We start from the raw sequence: 21,025 nt of genomic DNA, 5'->3' as shown, positions 1-21,025 counted from the left end.
TGACTGATCGGGAGATGAAAAAACGAGCCTTGATCGAAAAGGAGCGTATTGAGATAAGTATCAAGGCGCGTGAGATTGAGCTACTTGTCCTTTCGTCGGGTGGGAAGAACTGCTCGGCCAGCCTCGTTGGACTCGCCAGGACATATGGCGATCGCGACACGGTGACTTTTCTCAGGCGATTGGCGCAGCTGCTTGAAGCGCGTGGAAACGAAGTTGGAAGGCTTTGGGAAACGCTTGGTATGATCCAGGGTAGATTGAATCAGCCCTAGAGACCCTTCCTTCTTTGAGTTCGCCTTATTGGAAGCCTCGAGTTGTTCTAGGTTCGATTCGCTTGTTTACGAGGAACTTCTTTCCCTCTTGCTTCCACAGTGCTTCCACCGGTTTTGGAAACGCAAACGCCGCCCCGGAGGGCGGCGCATAAGCGTTTGATAATACGAAGTTTTCTGGTTGCGGGGGCAGGATTTGAACCTGCGGCCTTCAGGTTATGAGCCGATCAGAAGGAAAATTGCGAAACTGAACGATTTCAATGAGTTGCGCGATAACCGTTTGATTTCTTGCGATTTCCATTCCGACATTGGACCGCATCGGACGACTTTGGGCAGCACAACCTGCGCGAAAACTGCAGCCAAGGGTTGAGGTGGCGTTGAGGTAGACGATTTATTGACGATCAATTTGCCGATCCCATTTTCCAACGTAAGATCTCCAATAGCCGTCGTGTAGGAACCCATCTTGGCGCACGGATGGGTTCGCTACAGCAGAAAATCGTTCTCTGTCAGCTGCGATACTCCGACCACCAGGATCTCGAAATCGGCGCGACCGTCGTTGTCAATGTCGCCACGGACGATCATGTTCGAGCCTTGCTTGGCAACCCAGACTGAATGATCATCGGGACGACCGCCGCTGAATTCGAACTTCTGGTTCCCGCGCAGGCTCAGATTAGCATCGATGCTTCGCAGGTCGATAACATCGGTTCCCGGCCGGAAGTTGTGGATCTGGTCGCGCCCAGAGCCGACGGCGCTATCTGCGGCTGTGCGGAAAACGAACATGTCGCTTTGCCAACCGTCCGCCCCTCCATAGAGGCGATCGCTTCCCGCGCCGCCCTCCAGCGTGTCGCGTCCTGCTCCACCCTGAAGCAGATCATGCCCATTGCCGCCGAGCAGTCTGTCATTGCCGCCGCCACCGGCCAGCGTGTCGTTGCCACCGTTTCCGTTCAGCCAGTTGGCCGCGTCGTTCCCGTTGATCCTGTTATGCCCGGAATTACCCACGCCGTTGATCGCTGCAGAGCCCGTCAGGACGAGGTTCTCGACATTTGCGCCAAGCCAGAACGTTGCCGAACTGCGCACGGTGTCGATCCCGGCATTCGCGGCCTCCCAGACGCTGTCGCCGCCATCGACGATATAGACGTCATTGCCTGCGCCGCCGATCAGGGTGTCGTTGCCGCCGTTTCCGTTCAGCCAGTTTGCCGCGCCGTTCCCGTTAATCCTGTTATGCCCGGCATTGCCGACGCCATTGACCGCGGCCGATCCCGTCAGGACGAGGTTCTCGACATTTGCGCCAAGCCAGAACGTTGCCGAACTGCGCACGGTGTCGATCCCGGCATTCGCGGCCTCCCAGACCCTGTCGCCGCCATCGACGATGTAGACATCATTGCCTGCGCCGCCGATCAGTGTGTCGTTGCCACCGCTGCCATTGAGGGTATCGTTGCCAATACCAGCCGAGAATGTCTCGTTGGCTACTGTACCAAGTAGTCGGTCATTATCGCTGCCATCTACCGTGACGTTTAGCTGTAGCTCAGTTCCGTCTGAAGCATTCAGTAGGAACTCTTCAGACCCCGTCTCTCCCGCTCCAAGTGCAAGCATACCGGTATTTGAAAGCGTGTAGTTCCAGTGACCGTCGCGAGTCATCGTGATCCGACCATAGGTACCAGAAACCTGTGCCGCTACAAAGACAGGCTCCACTGAAGCGTCAATGTCGGCAATCGCGGCGCGACCGGAGATTGTACGTCCGGCTTCATTCAACTGATATGTTCCCTCGCCAATCAAAGTGGCCGGATCATCTCGACCAGTGACGACAATGCGTACAGACTGAGAAATGCCTGAAGATGAAGTCAGAACTAAATCTTCTGTAACAACCTGACCGTCGCGCAGGCGATCAGAACGCCCATCTAGGGTGTAGGTCCAACTGCCACCGCTGCCATCTACAGAAATCGATCCCCAATTTCCGCGTGCAGAAGCCTCCGCGAAGCTCGAATTACCACCGGTCACGCCAATGGCACCAGTCACGCTACCTGCGTCTTCAATAATGGTGCCGGCTGTTTCCCCAAAAACCGTCTCTTCAACGTCGGGGCCATCAAGTACCAAGCGCGGTCGCAGCGAAGGGTCGCCCGAATAGTTGGACGAATAGAATGACATGACGTCAGTGAGGCTGGAGAACTCTGTCGTGGAAAGAACGATACCAGTATTTTCGCGTTCTCCCGACATCCATTGATTGTAAAGTTCCGTGATTTCAATCGTGACCCACCGCCCGACGCCCGATGTTTGAACAGCGGTGACAAATTCGAGCGAGCCGACGCTACCGAGAGTGGTGCCTGCATTAATCTTGTTAGACGGCGTATCAACAGCGATATCGCCCGTAACGCTCCCTCCATCGGAGGCGAACATATAGACCTCAATCGCGGCGTAGCTGGCAGTGGGGGCTAATCCTGTCAGATCAAACCGTATGGCGCTTGTGGTCTCACCGTTAACTGTCAAGATATCATCATCGACAGCAACGAGATCGGCGTCACGAATCCCAGAAAATCGCACGTCTTCAACGCTTGCAGATGTAGGCTGGAGAATTAACGCTGGGTTTTCGGGCCTGACCTCAAGATGTTCGACATTCACAACATAATCATACATTTGGTCAGTCGAGGCATCGACTTCGATATAGAGGCGACCGGTATGAGTTGCTTCGAATTCAATTAGGTTCGAGCTTGTCGGATAACCGGTTGTCCTTGAGGCAATCACGTTTCCTGCTGAATTAACCAGGCTGAAGCCAGCATCAGGCCAGCCAAAGAAGTACCATCCGCCGCTTCCGTCAGCATTAACGGTCTGCCGACTGTCACTGATAAGAGAAAAGCGATACGTTTTGCCTTGGATCACCTCGACGGCGATCCAGTCAACATCTGCTGATCGTTCGTGGCTACCGATGATCCGGCCCTCTCCGATTAACAGGGCAGAAGTCGACATGTCTGCGGCGAAATCATCTGCTGGCACACGAATGTCAGCATTAACAAAGTACTGACCGACGTCGTTGTCGCCGTTCTCGCGCACACGAAGGTAGTAGGTGCCATCCTCTGGTGTCTCGTATTCGAATGCCCATCTATTGCTGATGCTGGTTGACGGAAGCGTCGCAATCAGATGACCGCTTTCGTCATAAAGCTCGGTAATCGGCTGCGGGATGGTTGGATAATCAGCATCTCGGTCTCCACCAATGAGCGAGAGATCATTATCCTTTATCAGGATGAACTCGTATCCGACGCCGCCCAGAAGTTCGAGCCGGAAGTAATCCTGATCGCCCGGCTGCTCTATGAAACCTCTCGCCCATTGATTTTCACCGATGATCGTGGCGGTCGAAAAGCTGTTTCCATGATCATCGACGCTTGGATCAATGCCCAAAGGTTCATCGTCATCGATAATTGTGAACGTCGTTTCGTCATCATCGAACACTGCGTCGCCAGAGACGACACGCAGTTCGATCCGGAACCGCTCATCAAGCTCGTCAACCTGATCTTGTGTCACGCCAATACTGAAGTTGCGGTCACCCCGACCATCGTAGAGTGTTACGGTCCCGGACATAGCTGGGAAATCGCGCCGGTCGGCAGGGTTATCGCCGATGCCCTCGATCCGCCATTCGACGACGATATCGCCATCCTGACTTCCGCGACGCTGAATCGCAAACTGAGCTCGATCCCCTTCCGTAGCGGAACTTCCTTCTCTGCGATCAAGATCCAGCCTGGCTATCTCGGCTCCGGGTACAACTACTGGATCAGGGTTGGACGGATTTACAACAATAGGCTGCACAGTCGTAACCACTGCGCCGGTCGTCAGCCTTGGGCTAAAATCACCGTCAGCCTGAATGATATTGAACCCGATCTGATCCGCCGCTGCACCCGAAGCGGCAACAAATCGCCAGTTTGCCAAATCAGAAACTGGCATTTCGTGCACTTGATTGGATGCCACCGCGCGCCCCATATGCGTCAGATAGCCACCGCCCACAGTCCGGTCTTGAACCGAAAAACGAACGATATCGTATGCGCCGTCGTTATCGCGCCAGTAAGACGTGGGGAAAAGATCGCTTAGGGCAACCGATTGTCCCACAGTAAGCTCACGATTTACGGGCGTTACCGAAAGTCGCGAATTCGAAACGCCATTCGGCGTATCGGGGATGGGACTCGTCGGGACATAAGGCGTTTCCTGCGTTGGCGTAGGGACGCTAGGAGCTTTGCTTCCAGCGCGCTCAAACCACTCCGCTACAGTAAAAGTCTCACGACCGAAGGTTATATACTCAATGCGCTCAAGCGTATCTGTTCCTTCAACCGATCCGCTGGAAAGGTCACGTACGGTAAAGCGACCGCCACTAAGAGACACGAGCTGATAGTTGAAAGCTCCGCCGGAGCCTTGGAATGATCGCGCATATTCCGCCGTATCGACGCCGGAACCTCCATCCACGGTATCGTTGCCGGCTTCACCGATCAGCGTGTCATTGGCTTCATCGCCAAATATTCGGTCATTGCCACTGCCGCCCCAGATTCTATCTGCGCCTCCTTCGCCTTTTAGGTAGTCGGCATCTTCATCCCCATAGAGACGGTCACCCATTTCACCGCCATATAGTATATCTGCACCTCCTTCTCCTCGTAGGAGGTCGACTCCGTCCCCGCCAAAAAGCGTGTCACTTCCTGATCCCCCATAGAGAGCGTCCAAACCGGGGCCGCCATCAATCTTGTCATTTCCGCCAAGAGCACGAATATCGTCGTTGCCGGCGCCTCCAGAGATCAGATCTTGCTCCCCGTCACCCCGAATTACTTCATTGCTGCTCCCACCAAAAATAGCATCTGAAGGTGAGGTACTGACAAAGTTATTGGTAGAGCCATCTAGAAAAATTGGACGAATAGTCTCATATCGCTGAATAAATTCGTCAGCCAACGCAGAGGTAAATATCCTGATCGCAGTATCGTGATAAAGGTCCATTGAGTGTTCAGCAAAGCCCAAATTTCCTTCGGGGCGTTGAGCTTTCAGGTCTCCTTCGGGATCAGGGAAAGCGGTACTAAACCATCCAAACCCGGCAGCTATGCGTTCGGCTGCGTCTACAACTATATCACCTGTGTGCTCAACTCGGATAAGCTTTCCATTCTCAAGTGAACTCAAGTTTCTTTCGGTGCCAGGGGAAGCAAATGTCACGCCAAGAACGCGTGGATCGGACGACCACTCAGCAAGGAACCATTCTGCAATAGCAGCTCCCTGGCTGTGGCCCGTTACGATAATGCGCTCTATAGGATTTGACTGAAGGTGTTCGATTATTGCCCTGAAAAAGCCGCCGAAGGCTGAATACAGCGGTGCCCACGTCGCGAGGCCACCCCCGAAGTTTGATACCCAGTCGTCCCAGTTGGACGGGTTTGCGATATCGCCACTTCCTTCGAATGCTACAATTAGGGTACCATCGCGAACTGCGGCCAGTGCATTTGCATCGCTAAACAAGGCGGATTGCTCAAAAGAGTTTGAGAACAGCGTTTGGCCTTCGGAGTTTGTTAGCGCGGCCCAGCCAGATGATCGCAACCACGAATTTAGGTCACTCTCACCCCTGTACGCGGCCTTTGCAAAGTCCGCTGCCAAAACAACATCACGCGGGCTAAGCGTTGCCATTTTTTGCCTCACCGAATCTATATGCACTAGAGTAAGGATTAGCTCATTGCGAGAGTGAGTCATCCCAAAACAGTCTTACGAAACGAGAAACGATGCCCATCTACCTTCGTCCGGCACTGACCCAGTCCCTAATTGAGCACCTTCACGGCGACATCGACGACTTAGTCAGTGCTTGGGAGCACCTAGCCGAAACTTCATCCGGGTTCCCTTCGCCAAGACAAAGATCCACGATCTATCGCTGGCTTAAGGATGGCTTGCCGTCGCGGGGCGAGGAGGTAGTCGCTCTGTGCGCTCTCCTCAATGTAGACCCCTTGGCGCTCTTCGACTATCATCGCAATGGCTATTTCTCCAACTTCGCCAAGATACGCGTATATCTCCAACGAGGATTGGCCGCCGCAGGTGTGTTCAGCCCATTGTACCGGCTCTATAGGCCTGGCCCGCGCTGGCCTGCCGACGACATGGCGCTCCGCTGCTTTGGCCGCGATTGGTTCGGTGCGGAGTTCGACAATGGTGACAATTGGCGCACTAGCGATTACGTTCAGGTTTCGGCACGTTTCCTCGCGCCGACGAACAGCTTCCCCCGAGCCGTCCACATCGCCTACCGTCGCCGAAATTCCCCCGATACCATGTGGCGGTTCTATGGCACTGTCATCGCCGTAGGCGACAGGATCGAGCTTTATTCTGAGGGCGGTGCCTTTCAACAGATGCCTAGAACCGAGCCATCGAAAATCAATTTTCGAACCTACTACGGTGGGCGCCCTGTCGAGTGGCGTGTCGCCAGTCTGCATGATTTTGAGCTGACAACAAAGTTTCCTTGCCATGACGAGTCTGTTGTCAGTTTTGTATGGTAATCTGTTTTGTGATCACGGCTGCCACCGGCACGCCTCCTGCCGACTTCCGCCACCTTCCGCCTCCCTGCCGGTCTGATGGCCGATGTATGACTTGCCATGCGCGCGAGGCTGAGCCTCATGTGGGATGCAAGAAGGAGGCGCTGGGCATGGTGAAGCGATTGAGGTTGAACGAGAAATCGGTGCGGGAGGCAGCGCCGGAACCGGGGCGGGACTACCAGATTTTCGACAGCGAGGTGCGGGGCTTTGCGATCTGCATCTACCGCTCCGGCAACAGGGCCTTCACGCTGGACTACCGCCATGCCGGGCGGCAGCGGCGGATGACGCTGGGGCGCTGGCCGGAATGGTCGACGACGGCAGCGCGGGAGCGGGCCAAGGAGCTGCGGCGCGACATCGATGCAGGGGGCGATCCGCTGGGTGCAAAGGAGGACGGGCGGGACGCGCCCCGGTTCAGGGATCTGGTCGAGCGCTATGCCGAGGTGCATCTTCCCAATCTGGCGAAGACTAATGCCTCGGATCAGCGCTCCATGCTGACCAAGCTGGTCGGACCGGACTGGAACAACCGGCTTGTCACCGAGATCACGCCCTATGACGTTGAAAAGCTGCTGAGCCGCATCGCCGAGGGCCGGTCCCGGCCGCACAAGGTCAAACCCAACAACCGGGCTCGCAAGCTGCAGGGGTCGAAACCAACTCCCGTCCGCGCTAACCGTGTTGGTGAGGTGCTGCGCAAGATGTTCACCTATGCGCAGGGCTGGGGCTGGCGCGAGGACAATCCGGCCTCGGGATTTCGGCGCCGCATCGAGAACCCGCGCGAGCGGTTTCTGTCGCAGGAGGAAATCCGGAAACTGGCGGCAGCGCTGGACGCGGCCGAGGACCGGCGCGCTGCGGATATCATCCGGCTCTGCATGCTGACGGGCGCGCGGGTCGGCGAGGTCCGGCAGGCGCGGTTCGAGCATTTCAATCTGGAACATCTCAGCTGGTCGAAACCCGCCAGCATGACCAAGCAGCGGAAGATTCACCGCCTGCCGATCTCAGATGAGGCAGCCGCAATCGTCGGACAACGACAACTGCTGGCACCGCGCGGCTGCGCCTTCCTGTTTCCGGGGGACGTGCCGGGCCAGCCGGTGAAGGAAATCCGTCGCTTCTGGCATCAGATCCAGAAGCAGGTCGGGATCGAGGATGTCCGCATCCACGACCTGCGCCACACCTTCGCCTCGCTGCTGGTCAGCGGCGGCGCATCGCTGGAAATGATCGGCAAGCTGCTGGGTCACAGCCAGACTCAGACCACGGCACGCTATGCGCATCTGATGGATTCGCCGCTGCGCGCGGGGGTCGATGCCGTGGCCAGCGCCTTCCGGCCGAAGCCGGTGCTGGTGCATGATGTTGAGGAGCAGGCGCGCAGAAGCGCCTGATCGTCCCTAACAGAGCGCTGGGCGATAGGGCGGCGAGGCTGCAATCAAGCGCCGCCCTAAACCGTCTCTTGCAGCTCCTTCCAAATGGGCCCGAGCTTGCGCCGAATGGTGCTTTCATCGGGAATCTCGCCACCCTCCGAATTCTGTGCGAACCAGTCCTGTGCGATGGCGATCCACTCACCCTGCGTCGCAGGCACACCTTCAACATGAACGCGGCGGATCAGGTAAGCCATAACCCCTTCCCAGTCGTGGCGTGACGGGGCGCCGCTATTGACACGTCGCGTCAACCCGTTCGTCGCCTCGAAGCGCTGCATCTCCTCAGCTGCAATCATCAGACGAGAAAGGCAAACCTCAACGAAATCTGCATTGCTTTCGATCAGCACCCAATCCTCGGCCTCGATTGGGCGAAACCGCCGCAGGGTCGCCACTTCCGATCCGCCCCAGAACAGATACATGATATCCGACACCGGCACGGCGACGAAGCCAGCATAGACGTGGCCGCCCTGAATCACCGGCGGGATCGCTGTCACAATCTCCAGCCGTCCGGTCGCGGCCCAGCCGGCGAGCCCGCCCAATGTACAATCCAATCGAAGCGCGGCCTCCTGGACCGTGTAAAATGCGCGTTGCGGCAATGGCATATCTGTCTCATCTCCCTTTATCCGTCGGCGCTGACCACCCTTCCCCCAAGCCAAGCGCCTGTCTCATCCAACCTACGCGCAGACACATCTCTCCTGATCGCAGGCCCTGAGAAGGCTCGCGTCACTCGACCGCATCCGGCGTGATTGGGCCGCTTTGTTCACCACCAGGGCGCGACTTGTCCAGCCGATTTGACTGTGGATAAGCGAGTCTTTGTTCTTGACATGTTCCGCCGCCTGCAAGTGCTGATCTTGTTAGCGGCAACCGGCATAATCAATTCCGCCGGTTGTAGTTTCGACGGCTTTCGACGGCATTCAGACCCGGCACCGAATCACGCTGATTGGCCGTGAACCGCCGCAAACCCAGCAAAACATGGGGTGGCATAAGTCCGGGGGAATTACGCCACCTTCCGCCTCCCTGCCGGTGCTTTTTCTGTGATTGTTCTTCTCCCCATCAGTCGCCCGGTCAGGGCGATGCAAGATGGAGGCAAGAGCATGACACAACCCATGAGTGCAGAACCGGCGATAGAACCGCGCCTGCTGCGCGGCTGGATCAGCCGCTACGATCTGGCCCAGGAACTAGGTCTGACGGTCGATACACTGGGGCGCTGGGAGCGGCGCCGGCAAGGTCCGGCCTGCGTCCGCGCCGGTCGCAAGATCTTTTACCGGATGAGCGTGGTGCAGGACTGGCTGCAGTCGCAGGAGATGCCACGTGTCACTGAGGCGAAACCCGGCAAGGTGCGGGGGCGGAAATGAACGCCATGACACATATCTCCGAAACCGAACGCGGCGATGTCACCGAAACCACCAGCACCGCTGGCTGGCGCGCCCAGTGTCTGGCGGAAGCGCGCGGTATTGTCGCCGATTTCGTCCACCACCCGGACAGCCTGATCGTCCTCGCCTGCCGGGCCATCGCCGCGCACAGCCCCGAAGATCAGGAACGCCGCGAGGCCTTGGCACTGGCTGGACTGCTGATCGCCGTGTCGAACCGGGGTGACGCATGACCCGCCGTACACCCGAGGCCGATATCCAGCGCGCCATTGTCCACACATTGCGGATCGTCCTGCCCCGCGATGCCATCATCCACCACTCCGCCAACGAAGTGGGTTCTGGCGGCACGGCCGCACGCCAACGCCAGGCGATCCTGACGGGCATGGGTGTGTTTCCGGGCTTTGCCGATCTGATCGTCCTGACCGGCGGTCAGGTGTTGTTTCTGGAGGTCAAAAGTCCGTCCGGCAGGGTCAGCCCAGCGCAGAAGGCTTTTAGGGACATGGTGAAACCTCAGGGCTTCGGCTGGGCGCTGGTGCGCTCGGTTGAGGACGCGCTGGGCGCATTGGCCGATCATGGCATCACCAGCCGGGTGCAGGCCCTGAACCCGCGCCGGAGGGCCAGCGCATGAGCCATTTCGCGACCAACTGGGCGATCCTGCAGCGCGGGTTGAAGCCTGCCACCAAGATCGTGCTCTGGCATCTCTGCGACCGCCACAATCCGGATTTCGGCTGCTTTCCGACGCAGGCGCGGCTGGCGGCGGATTGCGAGATCAGCCGCTCGGCCCTGAACGACCATCTCAAGAAACTGGAACTGGCCGGACTGATCCGCCGCTGCGCCAGCGTCGATCCGGTGACAAAACGCCAGCAGCCGACCCGCTACATTCTCGGCTTCGAGGACGGGTTCGACGACCCCGAATCCGAGCCGTCTCCGGAATTCGGACATGGCGATTTTCCCGGGTTTTCAGACGATCATCCTGACGGCGAATGTCGTCCAACGTCGCCGGATACCGTCAACCCGTGTCCGGAAACTGGACACGGAGCCGTGTCCGGATTTCGGGCAAAGCCGTGTCCGGAAAATGGCGATTTCCGTGTCCGGAATCCGGACACTAACCCTGTAAGAGAACCATTAAGGGAACCAGTAAAGGAGGAGGAGGGCGCGCGAGCGCGCGATGATCGATTTGAGGAGTTTTTCGGGAAGCTGCTCGACGCCCTCGGTCTGGACACCGATGCCGGCCTTCCCGGCTGGTGGCAGGGCTGGCCACCTCGCGAACATGTCCGTCGCTGGATTACCGATCTCGGCCTGACCGAAGAGCGGATCATCGCCGTGGCCCGGGACAGCCGCAGCACCCACCCGAACCCGCCGGACGGTCCGAGGGCGCTGGACAGGGCCATGGAACGGGCAGCACGGAGCGCCGAGGTCAAGACACCCACTGAGGGCGACAAGCGCCGCAAGCGCGGTAGCAAACCCGCCGACGCGCCACGCGCCAGCATGGACGAGATTGCGGATTTCTACGCCGGGCTGGTGAACGGGGATGGCTACCTGCCTTCCAACGCCATATCGAACACCGTGCGCAATGCCATGCTGGAGCGAGGGCTGGTAACGGCCGAACGGCTGCGAGAACGGGGCGTAGCATGAGCATCCATTCCCGCTTCCCAAGCAGCAGCGCCCGAACCAAGAGCAAGCTGGGCGTCCAGCAGGTGCTGGAATGGGCCTTTCGCACCGAGAAGGCCCGGCTGGAGCTGCCGGAACCGGCCGACCCCGAACGCGGCGAAGGTCCGGGCTTCGGCCTCGAATATGTGCTGATGCAACGCGCCGCGCTGGGCTGCCGCATCGATGGCGGTCGGTACAAGCCGGACAGTTCCACCCACGAGGATGCCGAGGTCATCGCCGCCTGCGTCGCAGGCCTGCCAACCTCGCTTGGCGGGTTGCGCATGGCTATCCGCGTCGCCGAGCTGGCCCGGGCCGGGATGACGCCCGACTGGATGCCCGGCGCCGTGCCGCGTTGCGTACCGGTCGAGATGAAGCGTAACCAGCATGGCGAACGCGCGATCACCGTCGCGGTCGGCTCGGCCCGCGTGCTGTCACGCGGCAAATGGCGGACGGTCGAGTTGCGAGTCTGCCCGGTCACCTTCTCGCCGCATCCGGACCAGATCGCGGCCGCGCGCCGTCACTACGACCAATGGTGGCTTGCGATGGACTGGGTGCGGAATGGGTTGCGCGACGGCAGCATGCTGCGGAGCATCGACGTGACGGAGATGATGCCGAAACGGCAGCCGTGGGCACGTCCGACGGGCAGCGAACAGATCGGCAACAAAACAGTTTGACATTCGTGCCCCTCTTGACTCATAACCCAAGCATCGAAGACGAGCGCCCGGAGAACAGGCGCTCTTCCCGTCAGACCCCCCAGCCCTACCCCCCTGCCTTGGTTCCTCCCCGGCGCGATCCGTATTCGGGGGGGCGCAGCGCGGAACTTTGCCAGCGTCAGGCGATTTCACCGGGGAATCCAGGCGGAATCCACTTGAGCCACCAGAGCGCCGTTTCCATCAAAAAAAACAAGGCGTTAGCTGCCTCCGCAGGGTGGATTCCCGCTGGATTCCAAGGTGGATTCCGGGATCCACTTTGCGGGAGCCACCACGACCGGAAGCCAGCAGGAAGCCACCTGCTGGAAGCCACCCAACCACAGGACGACCCTGCCCCATGGACCTCACCTTCGCGCCGCGCCAGATCGAGTTCTGGCCGATCGAGCGGCTGCGCCCCTATGCCCGGAACGCAAAGATGCACGGGCCCGATCAGGTGGCGCGCATCGCCGCCAGCATGGCGCGCTTCGGCTGGACCGTGCCCTGCATAGTCGGCGACGATGGCGAGCTGATCGCGGGTCACGGAAGGGTGCTGGCGGCGACCGAACTGGGGCTCGCGGAGGTGCCGGTGATCCGGCTCGGCCATCTCGACGAGGCCGAGCGCCGCGCCTACCGCATCGCGGACAACAAGCTGACGGAACTCGGTGACTGGGACGAGGCGCTGCTGCGCGACGAGGTTGCCGAGCTGCTGGCCGATGATTTCGACCTGTCGTTGCTGGGCTTTGCCGACGACGAGTTGGAGGCCTTGCTGCAGGATCCCGATCTGGCGGAGGATGGCGCCGCCGAGGGCGAAGACGATGTTCCGGAGCCGCCCACCGACCCGGTTTCGGTGCCGGGCGATCTCTGGCTGCTTGGGGCCCACCGGCTGATCTGCGGCGACAGCACCAGCGCCGATGTCGTCGCAAAGCTGCTCGGCGATGTCCGCCCACTGCTGATGGTCACCGATCCACCCTATGGCGTCGACTATGACCCGGCATGGCGCAATGCCACGGGTGCGGCCAAGACGAAGCGCACGGGCAAGGTTCTGAACGACGACCGGGCCGACTGGCGCGAGGCCTGGGCACTGTTTCCGGGGGATGTTGCCTATGTCTGGCATGGTGCACTGCATGCCACGACCGTCGCCGACAGCCTGATCGCCGCCGGGTTCGATATTCGCTCGCAGATCATCTGGGCCAAGGATCGACTGGTCCTCAGCCGGGGCGATTACCACTGGCAGCACGAACCCTGCTGGTACGCCGTGAAGAAGCGCGGCAAGGGCCATTGGGCCGGGGATCGCAAGCAGACGACGCTCTGGCAGATCGCCAATCGCGATCAGGATGCGGAAACGGTGCATGGCACCCAGAAGCCGGTCGAGTGCATGCGCCGCCCGATCCTGAACAATTCCAGCCCCGGGCAGGCTGTCTATGAGCCCTTCATGGGGTCAGGCACCACGCTGATCGCGGCAGAGACCACCGGCCGGGTCTGCTACGGCATCGAGCTGAACCCCGCCTATGTCGATGTCGCCATCACCCGCTGGCAGAACCTGACGGGCCAATCCGCCATTCTCGATGGCACCGACCAGAGCTATGCCGACCTGACCGCCACCCGGCAATGAGACCGAGAACGATTAGGCTTTATCTACCGTCGTGCCGCGTAAAGGCAGAACCTTTGAGACGCCCACCTACTCGAACAGCAGCTTACGAGTGCTATTGTTAAATTATTGATTAGGTGAACAATATTGAACATAGTTGCGACTTCAGCAACCTGCCGACTTTAGGCACTTCAGGAGAACAGAAATGGAAAACCTTCTGAGTTCGAATGAGATAATTTTTATGACTTACAATTATACAGAAATCAAAGATCTGATGACTAAATTCTTAACCTTGACCTCTGGGACATTGGTAATATCAATAGCATTCTCTGAGAAAATAACGAAAACGCATGAAGCCGACAGACTTGTCAGAATGCTGATGTTTTCGGCATGGTCATTACTATTTATGGCGCTAATTTTTGGCGGCGGAAGTGTAATCTACATCGCTGCTGCCGGCGGATGCGTCGTTTACAAATCGGTCCCTTTTTTCGACTGCAACGTTAATCGGCTAAATTTAGGCTCGGTATCTCTCGGTATGCTCGCCGGACTTTCGTTTGGCATCGCTTTGCTCTGCATGGCGATTTCCGCTGGTCGTTCCATTCTACTCAGTAAATGATGTCGCCCAACCAAGCGCAGCAACTTGGTTTTATCCGCTTTTCAAACTATAGACTCGCGCCCTGTCTTTAACCTTCTCGGAGGTGACGTTCAGCCCCAGCTTATTCTTCAGCGCACCTGATATAGCTCCCCTGATGCTGTGGTGCTTCCATCCCGTCGCCTCGGCGATCTCGGCGATGGTCGCGCCTTCAGGGCGCTCCAGCATGGCGATCAGCTGGGCCTGTTTCGTGCCCGGGCGCTGGGCGGCGGCGATAGCCTCGGGCTTGGCGTCCCGCAGCGCCGCCATGGTCCTGACCACCACCGGATCTATGCCAATGGCGTCCAGCCCGGCATCGGTGGCGATCAGCGTGGTGCCATGCCCGTCGCCGGTTTCGCGCCAGAGCGGCTGCTTGCGCCTGAGATTGGACTCCACTTCCTCAAGCCAGCCGAGCTTGATCATCCGACCGACGGCCATCTTCGCGGCGGCGCCATGCAGCCCCTCCGGCAGCGGCAGGGCAAGATTGCCCGGCCGGGCGCTGGCCCGGGTCAGGATCAGGGTCTGGGTGTCGGTGAGCTTGGTCATGGCTGGCTCCGTGCATCGCCGCCGCGTGCTGCGGTCGGCTTCTACGGAGGCGGGCCCCGCTATCCGGGGCACAGCGGTCGGCGCAGGCCAGCCTGTCAGGCCGCGTGCTCGCCCTCGCCAAAAGCTAAGTCGCTGATTTGTTGCAATAGGTTCGCCTGATATTCGAGACTGCCGACATGGCCCCAGTTCACCTGCTCGGGATCGGTGCCGAAATGGTTCGCGCTTAACGCCTGCAGCCGGGCCAGCATCGCGTCGATTTCCGCTTTCTTCGCGATGAAGGCGGCGAGGGCGGCGTCATTGGTACGGGCGGGTTTGAGGGTCATGTCGATACTCCGGTTCATTTCGTGGCGGCGGCGAGGCCTGCGGCATAGGCCTCTTCAAGCGCGTGCCGGATCGCCCAGACCGCGACATCGTGGAAATCCAGTGCGTCGCGGTTCCGGGTCTCCAGCGTCTCCAGCCCGTGGAAATGGCGCTGGGCGATGTCGGTCAGCAGGGTGTCGGTGGCGGTCTGGTTCGGTCGGGTCATGATCAGGCTTCCGGTGGTGAGTTGCATCTCTGTCGCACCATCAGATTCGCTCTGATCCGCGACCATATCAAGTAAATCACAAGCAATATCATTGCTTTATAATCAACCGGGAGAGCGCCGATGCAGGGCATGAGCGAGCGGGCCTATGCGGCCCATGCCGGGCTGTCGCGCGGCGGGGTGCAGAAGGCGCGCAAGAGCGGCCGGCTGGTCCTCTTCGCCGATGGCTCCATCGACGCGGCGGCCTCGGACGCAAGGCGCGGGGCCACGACAGACCCGGATCAGCAGAACCGGTCCAACGGTGGCACCGCACGGCAGGCAACCTCATCGACGCCACCGGAAAGGCCGACCCGCCCCGCCGATAACCTCACCGCCCCATCGATCAGCGGCCCGGGCGACTCGTCCTCCTATCTGAAGGCCCGGACGGCGCTGACGGTCTATCAGGCGCAGGAGCGCCAGATCGCGATCCAGAAAAAGAAGGGCGTGCTGGTCGACCGGGCCCGGGCCGAGACACTGGTCTTCCGGCTGGCCCGTCAGGAGCGCGATGCCTGGGTGACCTGGCCCGCGCGCGTCGCCGCGATCATGGCGGCGGAGCTTTCAGCCGAGATGGAAAAGACCACCGGGGAAGCAATGAGCATCGGCACCGGGGTGCTGCAGAGGGTGCTGGAAGCCCATGTCCGAGACCAGCTTGCCGCCCTCGCCGACCTCAAGGTCGCGCTTGACCCATAACGATGGGACCGATGACGACGATACCGGACCCGATCTGAGTTTCGATGGCGCCGAGGACATGTTGCGCGCCTGGTCGCGCGGCATCCGGCCCGACCCCGATCTGACCGTGTCCGAATGGGCGGACAAGCATCGTTGGCTCTCATCCCGCGCAGCAGCCGAGCCCGGGCGCTACCGCACCGCGCGGACGCCCTATCTGCGCGAGATCATGGATGCGCTCTCGCCCGGCCATCCGGCGCAGCGGATCAGCTTCATGAAAGCCGCGCAGGTCGGGGCGACCGAGGCTGGCAACAACTGGATCGGCTTTGTCATCCACCATGCGCCGGGGCCGATGCTGGCGGTGCTGCCGACGGTCGAGATGGCCAAGCGCGCCTCACGCGGGCGGCTCGATCCGCTGATCGCGGACAGTCCCGCCTTGCGTGAACGCATCAGCCCGGCCCGGTCCCGCGATGCAGGCAATTCGATGCTGTCGAAAGAGTTTCCAGGCGGCATTCTGGTGCTGACCGGGGCGAACTCGGCCACCGGTCTGCGGTCGATGCCCGCGCGCTACCTGTTTCTGGACGAGATCGACGCCTATCCGCCCTCCGCCGATGAGGAGGGCGATCCGGTGACGCTGGCCGAGGCGCGCAGCACCACTTTTGCGCATCGCCGAAAGGTGTTTCTGGTCTCGACCCCGACGATCCGGGGGCTGAGCCGGATCGAGCAGGAATTCGAGGCCAGCGATCAGCGGCGCTTTTTCGTCCCCTGCCCGCATTGCGGGGTGATGCAATGGCTGGAATTCGAGCGCCTGCGCTGGGAGAAGGGTCGGCCGGAAACGGCGGCTTATGCCTGCAACGCCTGCGACACTCTGATCGCCGAGCATCACAAGACCGCCATGCTGGAAGCGGGCGAATGGCGCGCGACCGCAAGCGCCGCCGATCCGCATCATGTCGGCTATCACCTCTCGGCGCTCTATTCGCCCATCGGCTGGAAAAGCTGGGAACAGATCGCCCGGGAATGGCTGGCCGCGCAAGGCAATGACGAGATGCTGCGCGCGGCGCGCAACACGCTGCTGGGCGAGACCTGGGTCGAGCGCGGCGAGGCGCCGGAATGGCAGCGGCTGGCCGACCGGCGGGAAGTTTTTGGCGCCCAGATCCCGGAGGGCGGTCTCTTCCTGACCGCCGGAGCCGATATCCAGAAAGACCGGATCGAGGTCGATACCTGGGCCTGGGGACGCGGACTGCAAAGCTGGCTCATCGATCACATCGTCATCCCGGGCGGTCCTGACAGCCCAGCGGCATGGGCGGAGCTGACCAAGTTGCTCGGCCGCACATGGCAGCATGCGCATGGCGCGGTCATGCCCATCGCAAAGCTCGCCATCGATACCGGCTATGAAGCGGCGGCGGTCTATGCCTGGGCGCGGGCCCAAGGCTTCGATCAAGTCGCGCCGGTAAAAGGGCTCGAAGGCTTCAACCGGGCCACGCCGGTCTCCGGGCCAACCTTTGTCGATGCGACGGTGGGCGGCAAACGCCTGCGGCGAGGCGCCCGGCTCTGGTCGGTGGCCACGGCCACCTTCAAGATCGAGACCTATCGGTTGCTGCGGCTGGAACGGCCTGAAGAGGATCAGCCCGATCCGCCGGGGATGATCCATCTGCCGGACTGGGCCGACAGCGAATGGCTGAAGCAGCTGGTGGCCGAACAACTGGTCACGGTCCGGAACAAGCGCGGTTACGGGCGTCAGGAATGGCAGAAGCTGCGGGAACGCAACGAGGCGCTCGACACCCGCGTCTATGCCCGTGCCGCCGCCTGGATCATGGGCGCGGATCGCTGGGACGAACGGATGTGGCGGCAATTGGAAGACCAGGCGGGTGTCGCTGCACCCGAGACAGCGATCAGCGACACCGCCGAACCCGCAATCGACCCGCCTGTCCGTCAGGCGGGCGCGCCACCGACCATGCCACGCCGCAAGCGGCAAACCTATACACCGCGTTTCATGAGGTGAGAAATGGAGATCGACCGGATGCGGGCGCTGCTGAGTGCGCTGCAGGAAGCGCGCTTCAGCGGGCTGCGCAGCGTCAGCTATGACGGAAAGACCCTGACCTATGGCTCGGATGCCGAACTGGCCGCTGCCATCGCCGATCTGGAATCCCGCATCAGTCGCGCGTCCGGTTCGACCCGCCGTCGGCGCTGGGGCACCGTGGCCACGAAGGGGCTCTGATCCATGGCATTCGACGGCATCCGTCAGAGGCTTGGCGCGATCATTGGCGGGTTCGACGCGGCGCAGTCGCATCGCCGGTTGCGCGGCTTCCGAGCCTCCCGTGCCCATGTGAACACGCTGATCGCGGGCGCGGGCGAAACCATCACGGCGCGGGCCCGCTGGTTGGCCCGGAACAATGGCTATGCATCCGGGGCGGTCGAGGCCTTCGCCAGCAATGTCGTCGGTGACGGGATCAAGCCCTCCTCCTCCATCGCCAATGCCGCGCAAAAGGAGGCGCTGCAAAAGCTGTGGCTCGCCTGGACCGACGAGGCCGATGCCGAAGGGCTGACGGACTTTTATGGGCTCCAACGCCGCGCTGCCCGGGAACTGTTCCTGGCGGGCGAGGTCTTCTTGCGGCTGCGTCCTCGCCGCCCCGAGGACGGGCTGTCGGTGCCGCTGCAGCTGCAGATGCTGCCCTCGGAGATGCTGCCGATGGATCTGAACCGCGAACTGCCCGGCGGCGGGTCCATCCGGGCGGGCATCGAATTCGACGGCATCGGCAGGCGGATCGCCTATCACCTCCTGCGCCGTCATCCCGGCGACATGACCGATCCGGGGCTGGTGGGCGAAACGGTCCGCGTGTCGGCCAGCGACATCATTCATGTGCTGGACCCGGTCGAGGCAGGTCAGCTGCGCGGCGTCTCGCGCTTTGCCCCGGCGATTGTGAAACTCTTCACGCTGGATCTTTATGACGATGCCGAACTGGAGCGAAAGAAGACCGCGGCGATGTTCGCCATGTTCATCACCTCGCCCGCCCCGGAAACGCCCCTGGAACCGGCCGAAGAGGATCTGGAGGTCAAACCGGGCCAGGTCGTGCGTCTGGATCCGGGCGAGGATGTCTCGACACCCGCGACTCCGGATTCCGGCTCGACCTATGAGCCCTTTCAATACCGGACATTGCTGCAGATCGCGGCGGCGCTGGGGATTCCCTACCCCTATCTGACCGGCGATGCGGCGCGCGGCAACTTTTCCAATACCCGCGTCGCGCTGCTGGATTTTCGGCGCCGGGTCTCGGCGATCCAGCACAGCGTGATCGTCCATCAGCTCTGCCGACCGGTCTGGCAGCGCTGGCTCGATCTGGCGGTGCTCTCGGGCGCCATCGACCTGCCAGACTATGACCGCGACCGGCGGGCATACCAATCCGTCAGCTGGCTGCCGACGCGCTGGGACTGGGTCGATCCGATGAAGGACGCCTCGGCCGAGATCCTGCAGATCGAGGCGGGCCTCAAATCCCGCAGCCAGGCCATCTCCGAGCGCGGCTATGACGCCGAACAGGTGGATCGCGAGATCGCGGCCGAGCGCAACCGCGAGGCGGCGCTGGGCCTCGATTTCCGCCGCCCAGGCTCGCCCGCGCAGGGGCCGAAGGGTGAGGCAGCTGGCGATGGCACGGACGTCAGCAATGGCAAGGACGATGACGAAGACCGTGTCGCCGACCCAGCCGACGACGATGACGGTGCCAAACCCGGGGAGGACCGCTGATGCACCACGTCCAGATCGCCCAGCGCGCCTTCGATACGCCGCTGATGATTGCCCCCGCCAAGGCACTGGCCTTTCTCTCCGGACTTGGGCCCCGCATCACCGGACAGGAAATTCGCTTTGATGGGGCGACAGTCGCAGAACCGGAATTGATCGCCGCGCGTCAGACGGCCCGTGCCTCGCTGATCGGCGGCAATCTGGTCGGGCGGCATGGCGATGATGCCGATGCGCCGTTCCCGGTCATCGATGGCGTGGCGGTGATCGCCATTGCCGGAACGCTGGTCCATCGCGGCGCCTGGATCGGCCAGAGTTCGGGCGTGACCTCTTATGAGTGCCTCGCCGCCCAGATTGAAGCGGCGGTCCACGACCCCGCCGTTCGCGGCATTGCGCTCGAGATTGACAGCTTTGGTGGCGAGGTGGCCGGGGCCTTCGATCTGGCCGACCGCATCCGCGCGGCGCGCGATGCAAAGCCGGTTCACGCCTTCTTGGCGGAAAATGCGCTCTCGGCCGGTTACGCGCTGGCCTCGCAGGCCGACCGCATCGCCCTGCCTCGCACCGGGGCGGCGGGCAGCATCGGTGTCATCACCATGCATACCGACATGTCCGGCATGCTGGCCCAGAAGGGTGTGGCGGTGACGCTGATCCATGCCGGGGCCCAAAAAGCCGATGGCAATCCCTATGCCGCCCTGCCCGACGGCATTCGCGACCGGCTGCAAGCCGAGCTGGAGGATCTGCGCATGCTCTTCGCCGAGACGGTTGCCGCTGGGCGCGGGGCGAAGCTCGGCAAAGAGGCGGCGCTGGCCACAGAAGCGGCAGTGTTTCGCGGCGCGGCGGCTGTCGAGGCCGGTCTCGTCGATGCCGTCGCCGATCCCCGCGCCGCCTTCCGCGCCTTCGCCGACAGTCTCGGCCGCCCGGCAATGCCGATCGCTCTCGCGCCGCAGCGCCAAACCCTTTCACCACCCCACCCCAAGCAGGAGATGATCATGAGTGATCAGACAGATGATGATGCCCGAACGCCAGAGCAGCAAGCCCCCGCGCCGACGCAAACCGCCGCGTCGACGGCACAGGAACCGGCGGGAGTGCCGCACGCGCCCGGCGCCGCAGCGACTACCACCCCGGTCGATGCCACCGCCGATGCCATCCGCGCCGAAGCCGCCGAAGTGGCCTCGATCTGCGCGCAGGCGGCAAAGCTGGGCGTCACCCTGGACGCCGCTGACGCGGTGCGGCGCGGCATAGGCCCAGACGCCCTGCGCGGCCAGATCCTCGACAGCCTCGCAGCCAAGAGCGAGGCCAGCGGCATTCTCGCCAGCGCGCCCGCGCCGACGAACAAACCGAGCCCGCTCGTCGCTGCCGTCCGCAAATCCGCCGACAGCGCCAGCCGCTGATCGCCTGAC

General features: G+C 61.4%; 20 protein-coding genes. 15 read left to right on the top strand and 5 right to left on the bottom strand.

Translation table 11 applies throughout. From position 1 onward, the window contains the following. Positions 1-269, top strand: a 269-nt coding sequence (locus Q5Y72_RS16490; protein ID WP_305964521.1) for a hypothetical protein, incomplete at its 5' end; no start/stop codon positions are given. Positions 270-749: 480 nt separating this feature from the next. On the opposite strand, the gene Q5Y72_RS16485 is transcribed toward Q5Y72_RS16490, so the two are convergent. Continuing rightward, positions 750-5,927 carry a VCBS domain-containing protein gene (locus tag Q5Y72_RS16485; protein WP_305964520.1) on the bottom strand — a complete coding sequence of 1,726 codons (5,178 nt, stop codon included), beginning with the start codon at positions 5,925-5,927 and terminating at the stop codon, positions 750-752. Positions 5,928-5,992: 65 nt separating this feature from the next. Between Q5Y72_RS16485 and Q5Y72_RS16480 the strand changes: the two genes are divergently transcribed. Beyond that, entirely contained in the window at positions 5,993-6,751 is a 759-nt protein-coding gene (locus Q5Y72_RS16480; protein ID WP_305964519.1) for a hypothetical protein, read from the top strand. A gap of 146 nt (positions 6,752-6,897) precedes the next feature. Next, positions 6,898-8,160, top strand: coding sequence for a tyrosine-type recombinase/integrase (locus Q5Y72_RS16475; protein WP_305964518.1), 1,263 nt, complete (start codon positions 6,898-6,900; stop codon positions 8,158-8,160). Between the two features lie 56 nt (positions 8,161-8,216). On the opposite strand, the gene Q5Y72_RS16470 is transcribed toward Q5Y72_RS16475, so the two are convergent. Continuing rightward, positions 8,217-8,798: a hypothetical protein gene (locus tag Q5Y72_RS16470; RefSeq protein WP_305964517.1), complete on the bottom strand. Its 582-nt coding sequence runs from the start codon at positions 8,796-8,798 to the stop codon at positions 8,217-8,219. Between the two features lie 492 nt (positions 8,799-9,290). Here Q5Y72_RS16470 and Q5Y72_RS16465 point away from each other — a divergent pair, with 492 nt between their 5' ends. The 7 genes from Q5Y72_RS16465 (at position 9,291) to Q5Y72_RS16435 (ending at position 14,109) form a co-directional block, all read left to right on the top strand. Then, a complete protein-coding gene (locus Q5Y72_RS16465; RefSeq protein WP_305964516.1) occupies positions 9,291-9,551 on the top strand; it encodes a helix-turn-helix transcriptional regulator in 261 nt (86 codons plus the stop codon). Then, positions 9,548-9,799 carry a hypothetical protein gene (locus Q5Y72_RS16460; protein ID WP_305964515.1) on the top strand — a complete coding sequence of 84 codons (252 nt, stop codon included), beginning with the start codon at positions 9,548-9,550 and terminating at the stop codon, positions 9,797-9,799. The genes Q5Y72_RS16465 and Q5Y72_RS16460 overlap by 4 nt, the downstream gene beginning before the upstream one ends. Further along, positions 9,796-10,194, top strand: a complete 399-nt coding sequence (locus Q5Y72_RS16455; protein ID WP_305964514.1) for a VRR-NUC domain-containing protein — start codon at positions 9,796-9,798, stop codon at positions 10,192-10,194. Before Q5Y72_RS16460 ends, Q5Y72_RS16455 begins: the two co-directional genes overlap by 4 nt. Continuing rightward, positions 10,191-11,201: a helix-turn-helix domain-containing protein gene (locus tag Q5Y72_RS16450; protein ID WP_305964513.1), complete on the top strand. Its 1,011-nt coding sequence runs from the start codon at positions 10,191-10,193 to the stop codon at positions 11,199-11,201. The genes Q5Y72_RS16455 and Q5Y72_RS16450 overlap by 4 nt, the downstream gene beginning before the upstream one ends. After that, the gene (locus tag Q5Y72_RS16445) at positions 11,198-11,890 is read left to right on the top strand and encodes a hypothetical protein (protein WP_305964512.1); all 693 of its coding nucleotides are present in this window, start codon (positions 11,198-11,200) and stop codon (positions 11,888-11,890) included. Before Q5Y72_RS16450 ends, Q5Y72_RS16445 begins: the two co-directional genes overlap by 4 nt. 373 nt (positions 11,891-12,263) lie before the next feature. Continuing rightward, positions 12,264-13,517 carry a site-specific DNA-methyltransferase gene (locus Q5Y72_RS16440; RefSeq protein ID WP_305964511.1) on the top strand — a complete coding sequence of 418 codons (1,254 nt, stop codon included), beginning with the start codon at positions 12,264-12,266 and terminating at the stop codon, positions 13,515-13,517. Positions 13,518-13,698: 181 nt separating this feature from the next. Then, on the top strand, positions 13,699-14,109 hold the full coding sequence (locus Q5Y72_RS16435; RefSeq protein ID WP_305964510.1) for a hypothetical protein: 411 nt from the start codon (positions 13,699-13,701) through the stop codon (positions 14,107-14,109). Positions 14,110-14,139: 30 nt separating this feature from the next. On the opposite strand, the gene Q5Y72_RS16430 is transcribed toward Q5Y72_RS16435, so the two are convergent. From Q5Y72_RS16430 to Q5Y72_RS16420, 3 genes are all read right to left on the bottom strand, one after another. Beyond that, complete coding sequence (locus Q5Y72_RS16430; protein WP_305964509.1) at positions 14,140-14,670, bottom strand: DUF3489 domain-containing protein; 531 nt, start codon at positions 14,668-14,670, stop codon at positions 14,140-14,142. Positions 14,671-14,765: 95 nt separating this feature from the next. After that, on the bottom strand, positions 14,766-14,993 hold the full coding sequence (locus Q5Y72_RS16425; protein WP_305964508.1) for a hypothetical protein: 228 nt from the start codon (positions 14,991-14,993) through the stop codon (positions 14,766-14,768). A 14-nt stretch (positions 14,994-15,007) separates the two neighbouring features. After that, positions 15,008-15,223, bottom strand: a complete 216-nt coding sequence (locus Q5Y72_RS16420) for a DUF6900 domain-containing protein (RefSeq protein WP_371930854.1) — start codon at positions 15,221-15,223, stop codon at positions 15,008-15,010. A gap of 93 nt (positions 15,224-15,316) precedes the next feature. Between Q5Y72_RS16420 and Q5Y72_RS16415 the strand changes: the two genes are divergently transcribed. From Q5Y72_RS16415 to Q5Y72_RS16395, 5 genes are read left to right on the top strand one after another with little or no spacing between them, the layout of a single operon-like run. Beyond that, on the top strand, positions 15,317-15,922 hold the full coding sequence (locus Q5Y72_RS16415; RefSeq protein ID WP_305964507.1) for a hypothetical protein: 606 nt from the start codon (positions 15,317-15,319) through the stop codon (positions 15,920-15,922). After that, positions 15,867-17,900, top strand: a complete 2,034-nt coding sequence (locus tag Q5Y72_RS16410) for a phage terminase large subunit family protein (protein ID WP_305964506.1) — start codon at positions 15,867-15,869, stop codon at positions 17,898-17,900. The genes Q5Y72_RS16415 and Q5Y72_RS16410 overlap by 56 nt, the downstream gene beginning before the upstream one ends. 3 nt (positions 17,901-17,903) lie before the next feature. Beyond that, positions 17,904-18,116, top strand: coding sequence for a phage head-tail joining protein (locus Q5Y72_RS16405; RefSeq protein WP_305964505.1), 213 nt, complete (start codon positions 17,904-17,906; stop codon positions 18,114-18,116). Between the two features lie 3 nt (positions 18,117-18,119). Beyond that, a complete protein-coding gene (locus tag Q5Y72_RS16400) occupies positions 18,120-19,634 on the top strand; it encodes a phage portal protein (RefSeq protein ID WP_305964504.1) in 1,515 nt (504 codons plus the stop codon). After that, positions 19,634-21,016 (top strand): S49 family peptidase, encoded by a 1,383-nt coding sequence (locus tag Q5Y72_RS16395; protein ID WP_305964503.1) that lies wholly within the window; start codon positions 19,634-19,636, stop codon positions 21,014-21,016. The genes Q5Y72_RS16400 and Q5Y72_RS16395 overlap by 1 nt, the downstream gene beginning before the upstream one ends. Positions 21,017-21,025 lie beyond the last annotated feature (9 nt).

Source organism: Paracoccus spongiarum (assembly GCF_030732095.1).
GTDB classification, from domain to species: domain Bacteria; phylum Pseudomonadota; class Alphaproteobacteria; order Rhodobacterales; family Rhodobacteraceae; genus Paracoccus; species Paracoccus spongiarum.
This window is presented reverse-complemented; position numbering and strand designations above follow the sequence as displayed.

Bases quoted from the DNA above. Each gene is read 5' to 3' on its own strand.
- Q5Y72_RS16420 (WP_371930854.1), bottom strand. From the start codon at position 15,223: ATGCAACTCACCACCGGAAGCCTGATCATGACCCGACCGAACCAGACC.
- Q5Y72_RS16460 (WP_305964515.1), top strand. From the start codon at position 9,548: ATGAACGCCATGACACATATCTCCGAAACCGAACGCGGCGATGTCACC.
- Q5Y72_RS16475 (WP_305964518.1), top strand. From the start codon at position 6,898: ATGGTGAAGCGATTGAGGTTGAACGAGAAATCGGTGCGGGAGGCAGCG.
- Q5Y72_RS16395 (WP_305964503.1), top strand. From the start codon at position 19,634: ATGCACCACGTCCAGATCGCCCAGCGCGCCTTCGATACGCCGCTGATG.
- Q5Y72_RS16405 (WP_305964505.1), top strand. From the start codon at position 17,904: ATGGAGATCGACCGGATGCGGGCGCTGCTGAGTGCGCTGCAGGAAGCG.
- Q5Y72_RS16400 (WP_305964504.1), top strand. From the start codon at position 18,120: ATGGCATTCGACGGCATCCGTCAGAGGCTTGGCGCGATCATTGGCGGG.
- Q5Y72_RS16470 (WP_305964517.1), bottom strand. From the start codon at position 8,798: ATGCCATTGCCGCAACGCGCATTTTACACGGTCCAGGAGGCCGCGCTT.
- Q5Y72_RS16480 (WP_305964519.1), top strand. From the start codon at position 5,993: ATGCCCATCTACCTTCGTCCGGCACTGACCCAGTCCCTAATTGAGCAC.
- Q5Y72_RS16440 (WP_305964511.1), top strand. From the start codon at position 12,264: ATGGACCTCACCTTCGCGCCGCGCCAGATCGAGTTCTGGCCGATCGAG.
- Q5Y72_RS16455 (WP_305964514.1), top strand. From the start codon at position 9,796: ATGACCCGCCGTACACCCGAGGCCGATATCCAGCGCGCCATTGTCCAC.
- Q5Y72_RS16435 (WP_305964510.1), top strand. From the start codon at position 13,699: ATGGAAAACCTTCTGAGTTCGAATGAGATAATTTTTATGACTTACAAT.
- Q5Y72_RS16450 (WP_305964513.1), top strand. From the start codon at position 10,191: ATGAGCCATTTCGCGACCAACTGGGCGATCCTGCAGCGCGGGTTGAAG.
- Q5Y72_RS16415 (WP_305964507.1), top strand. From the start codon at position 15,317: ATGCAGGGCATGAGCGAGCGGGCCTATGCGGCCCATGCCGGGCTGTCG.
- Q5Y72_RS16465 (WP_305964516.1), top strand. From the start codon at position 9,291: ATGACACAACCCATGAGTGCAGAACCGGCGATAGAACCGCGCCTGCTG.
- Q5Y72_RS16445 (WP_305964512.1), top strand. From the start codon at position 11,198: ATGAGCATCCATTCCCGCTTCCCAAGCAGCAGCGCCCGAACCAAGAGC.
- Q5Y72_RS16430 (WP_305964509.1), bottom strand. From the start codon at position 14,670: ATGACCAAGCTCACCGACACCCAGACCCTGATCCTGACCCGGGCCAGC.
- Q5Y72_RS16425 (WP_305964508.1), bottom strand. From the start codon at position 14,993: ATGACCCTCAAACCCGCCCGTACCAATGACGCCGCCCTCGCCGCCTTC.
- Q5Y72_RS16410 (WP_305964506.1), top strand. From the start codon at position 15,867: ATGTCCGAGACCAGCTTGCCGCCCTCGCCGACCTCAAGGTCGCGCTTG.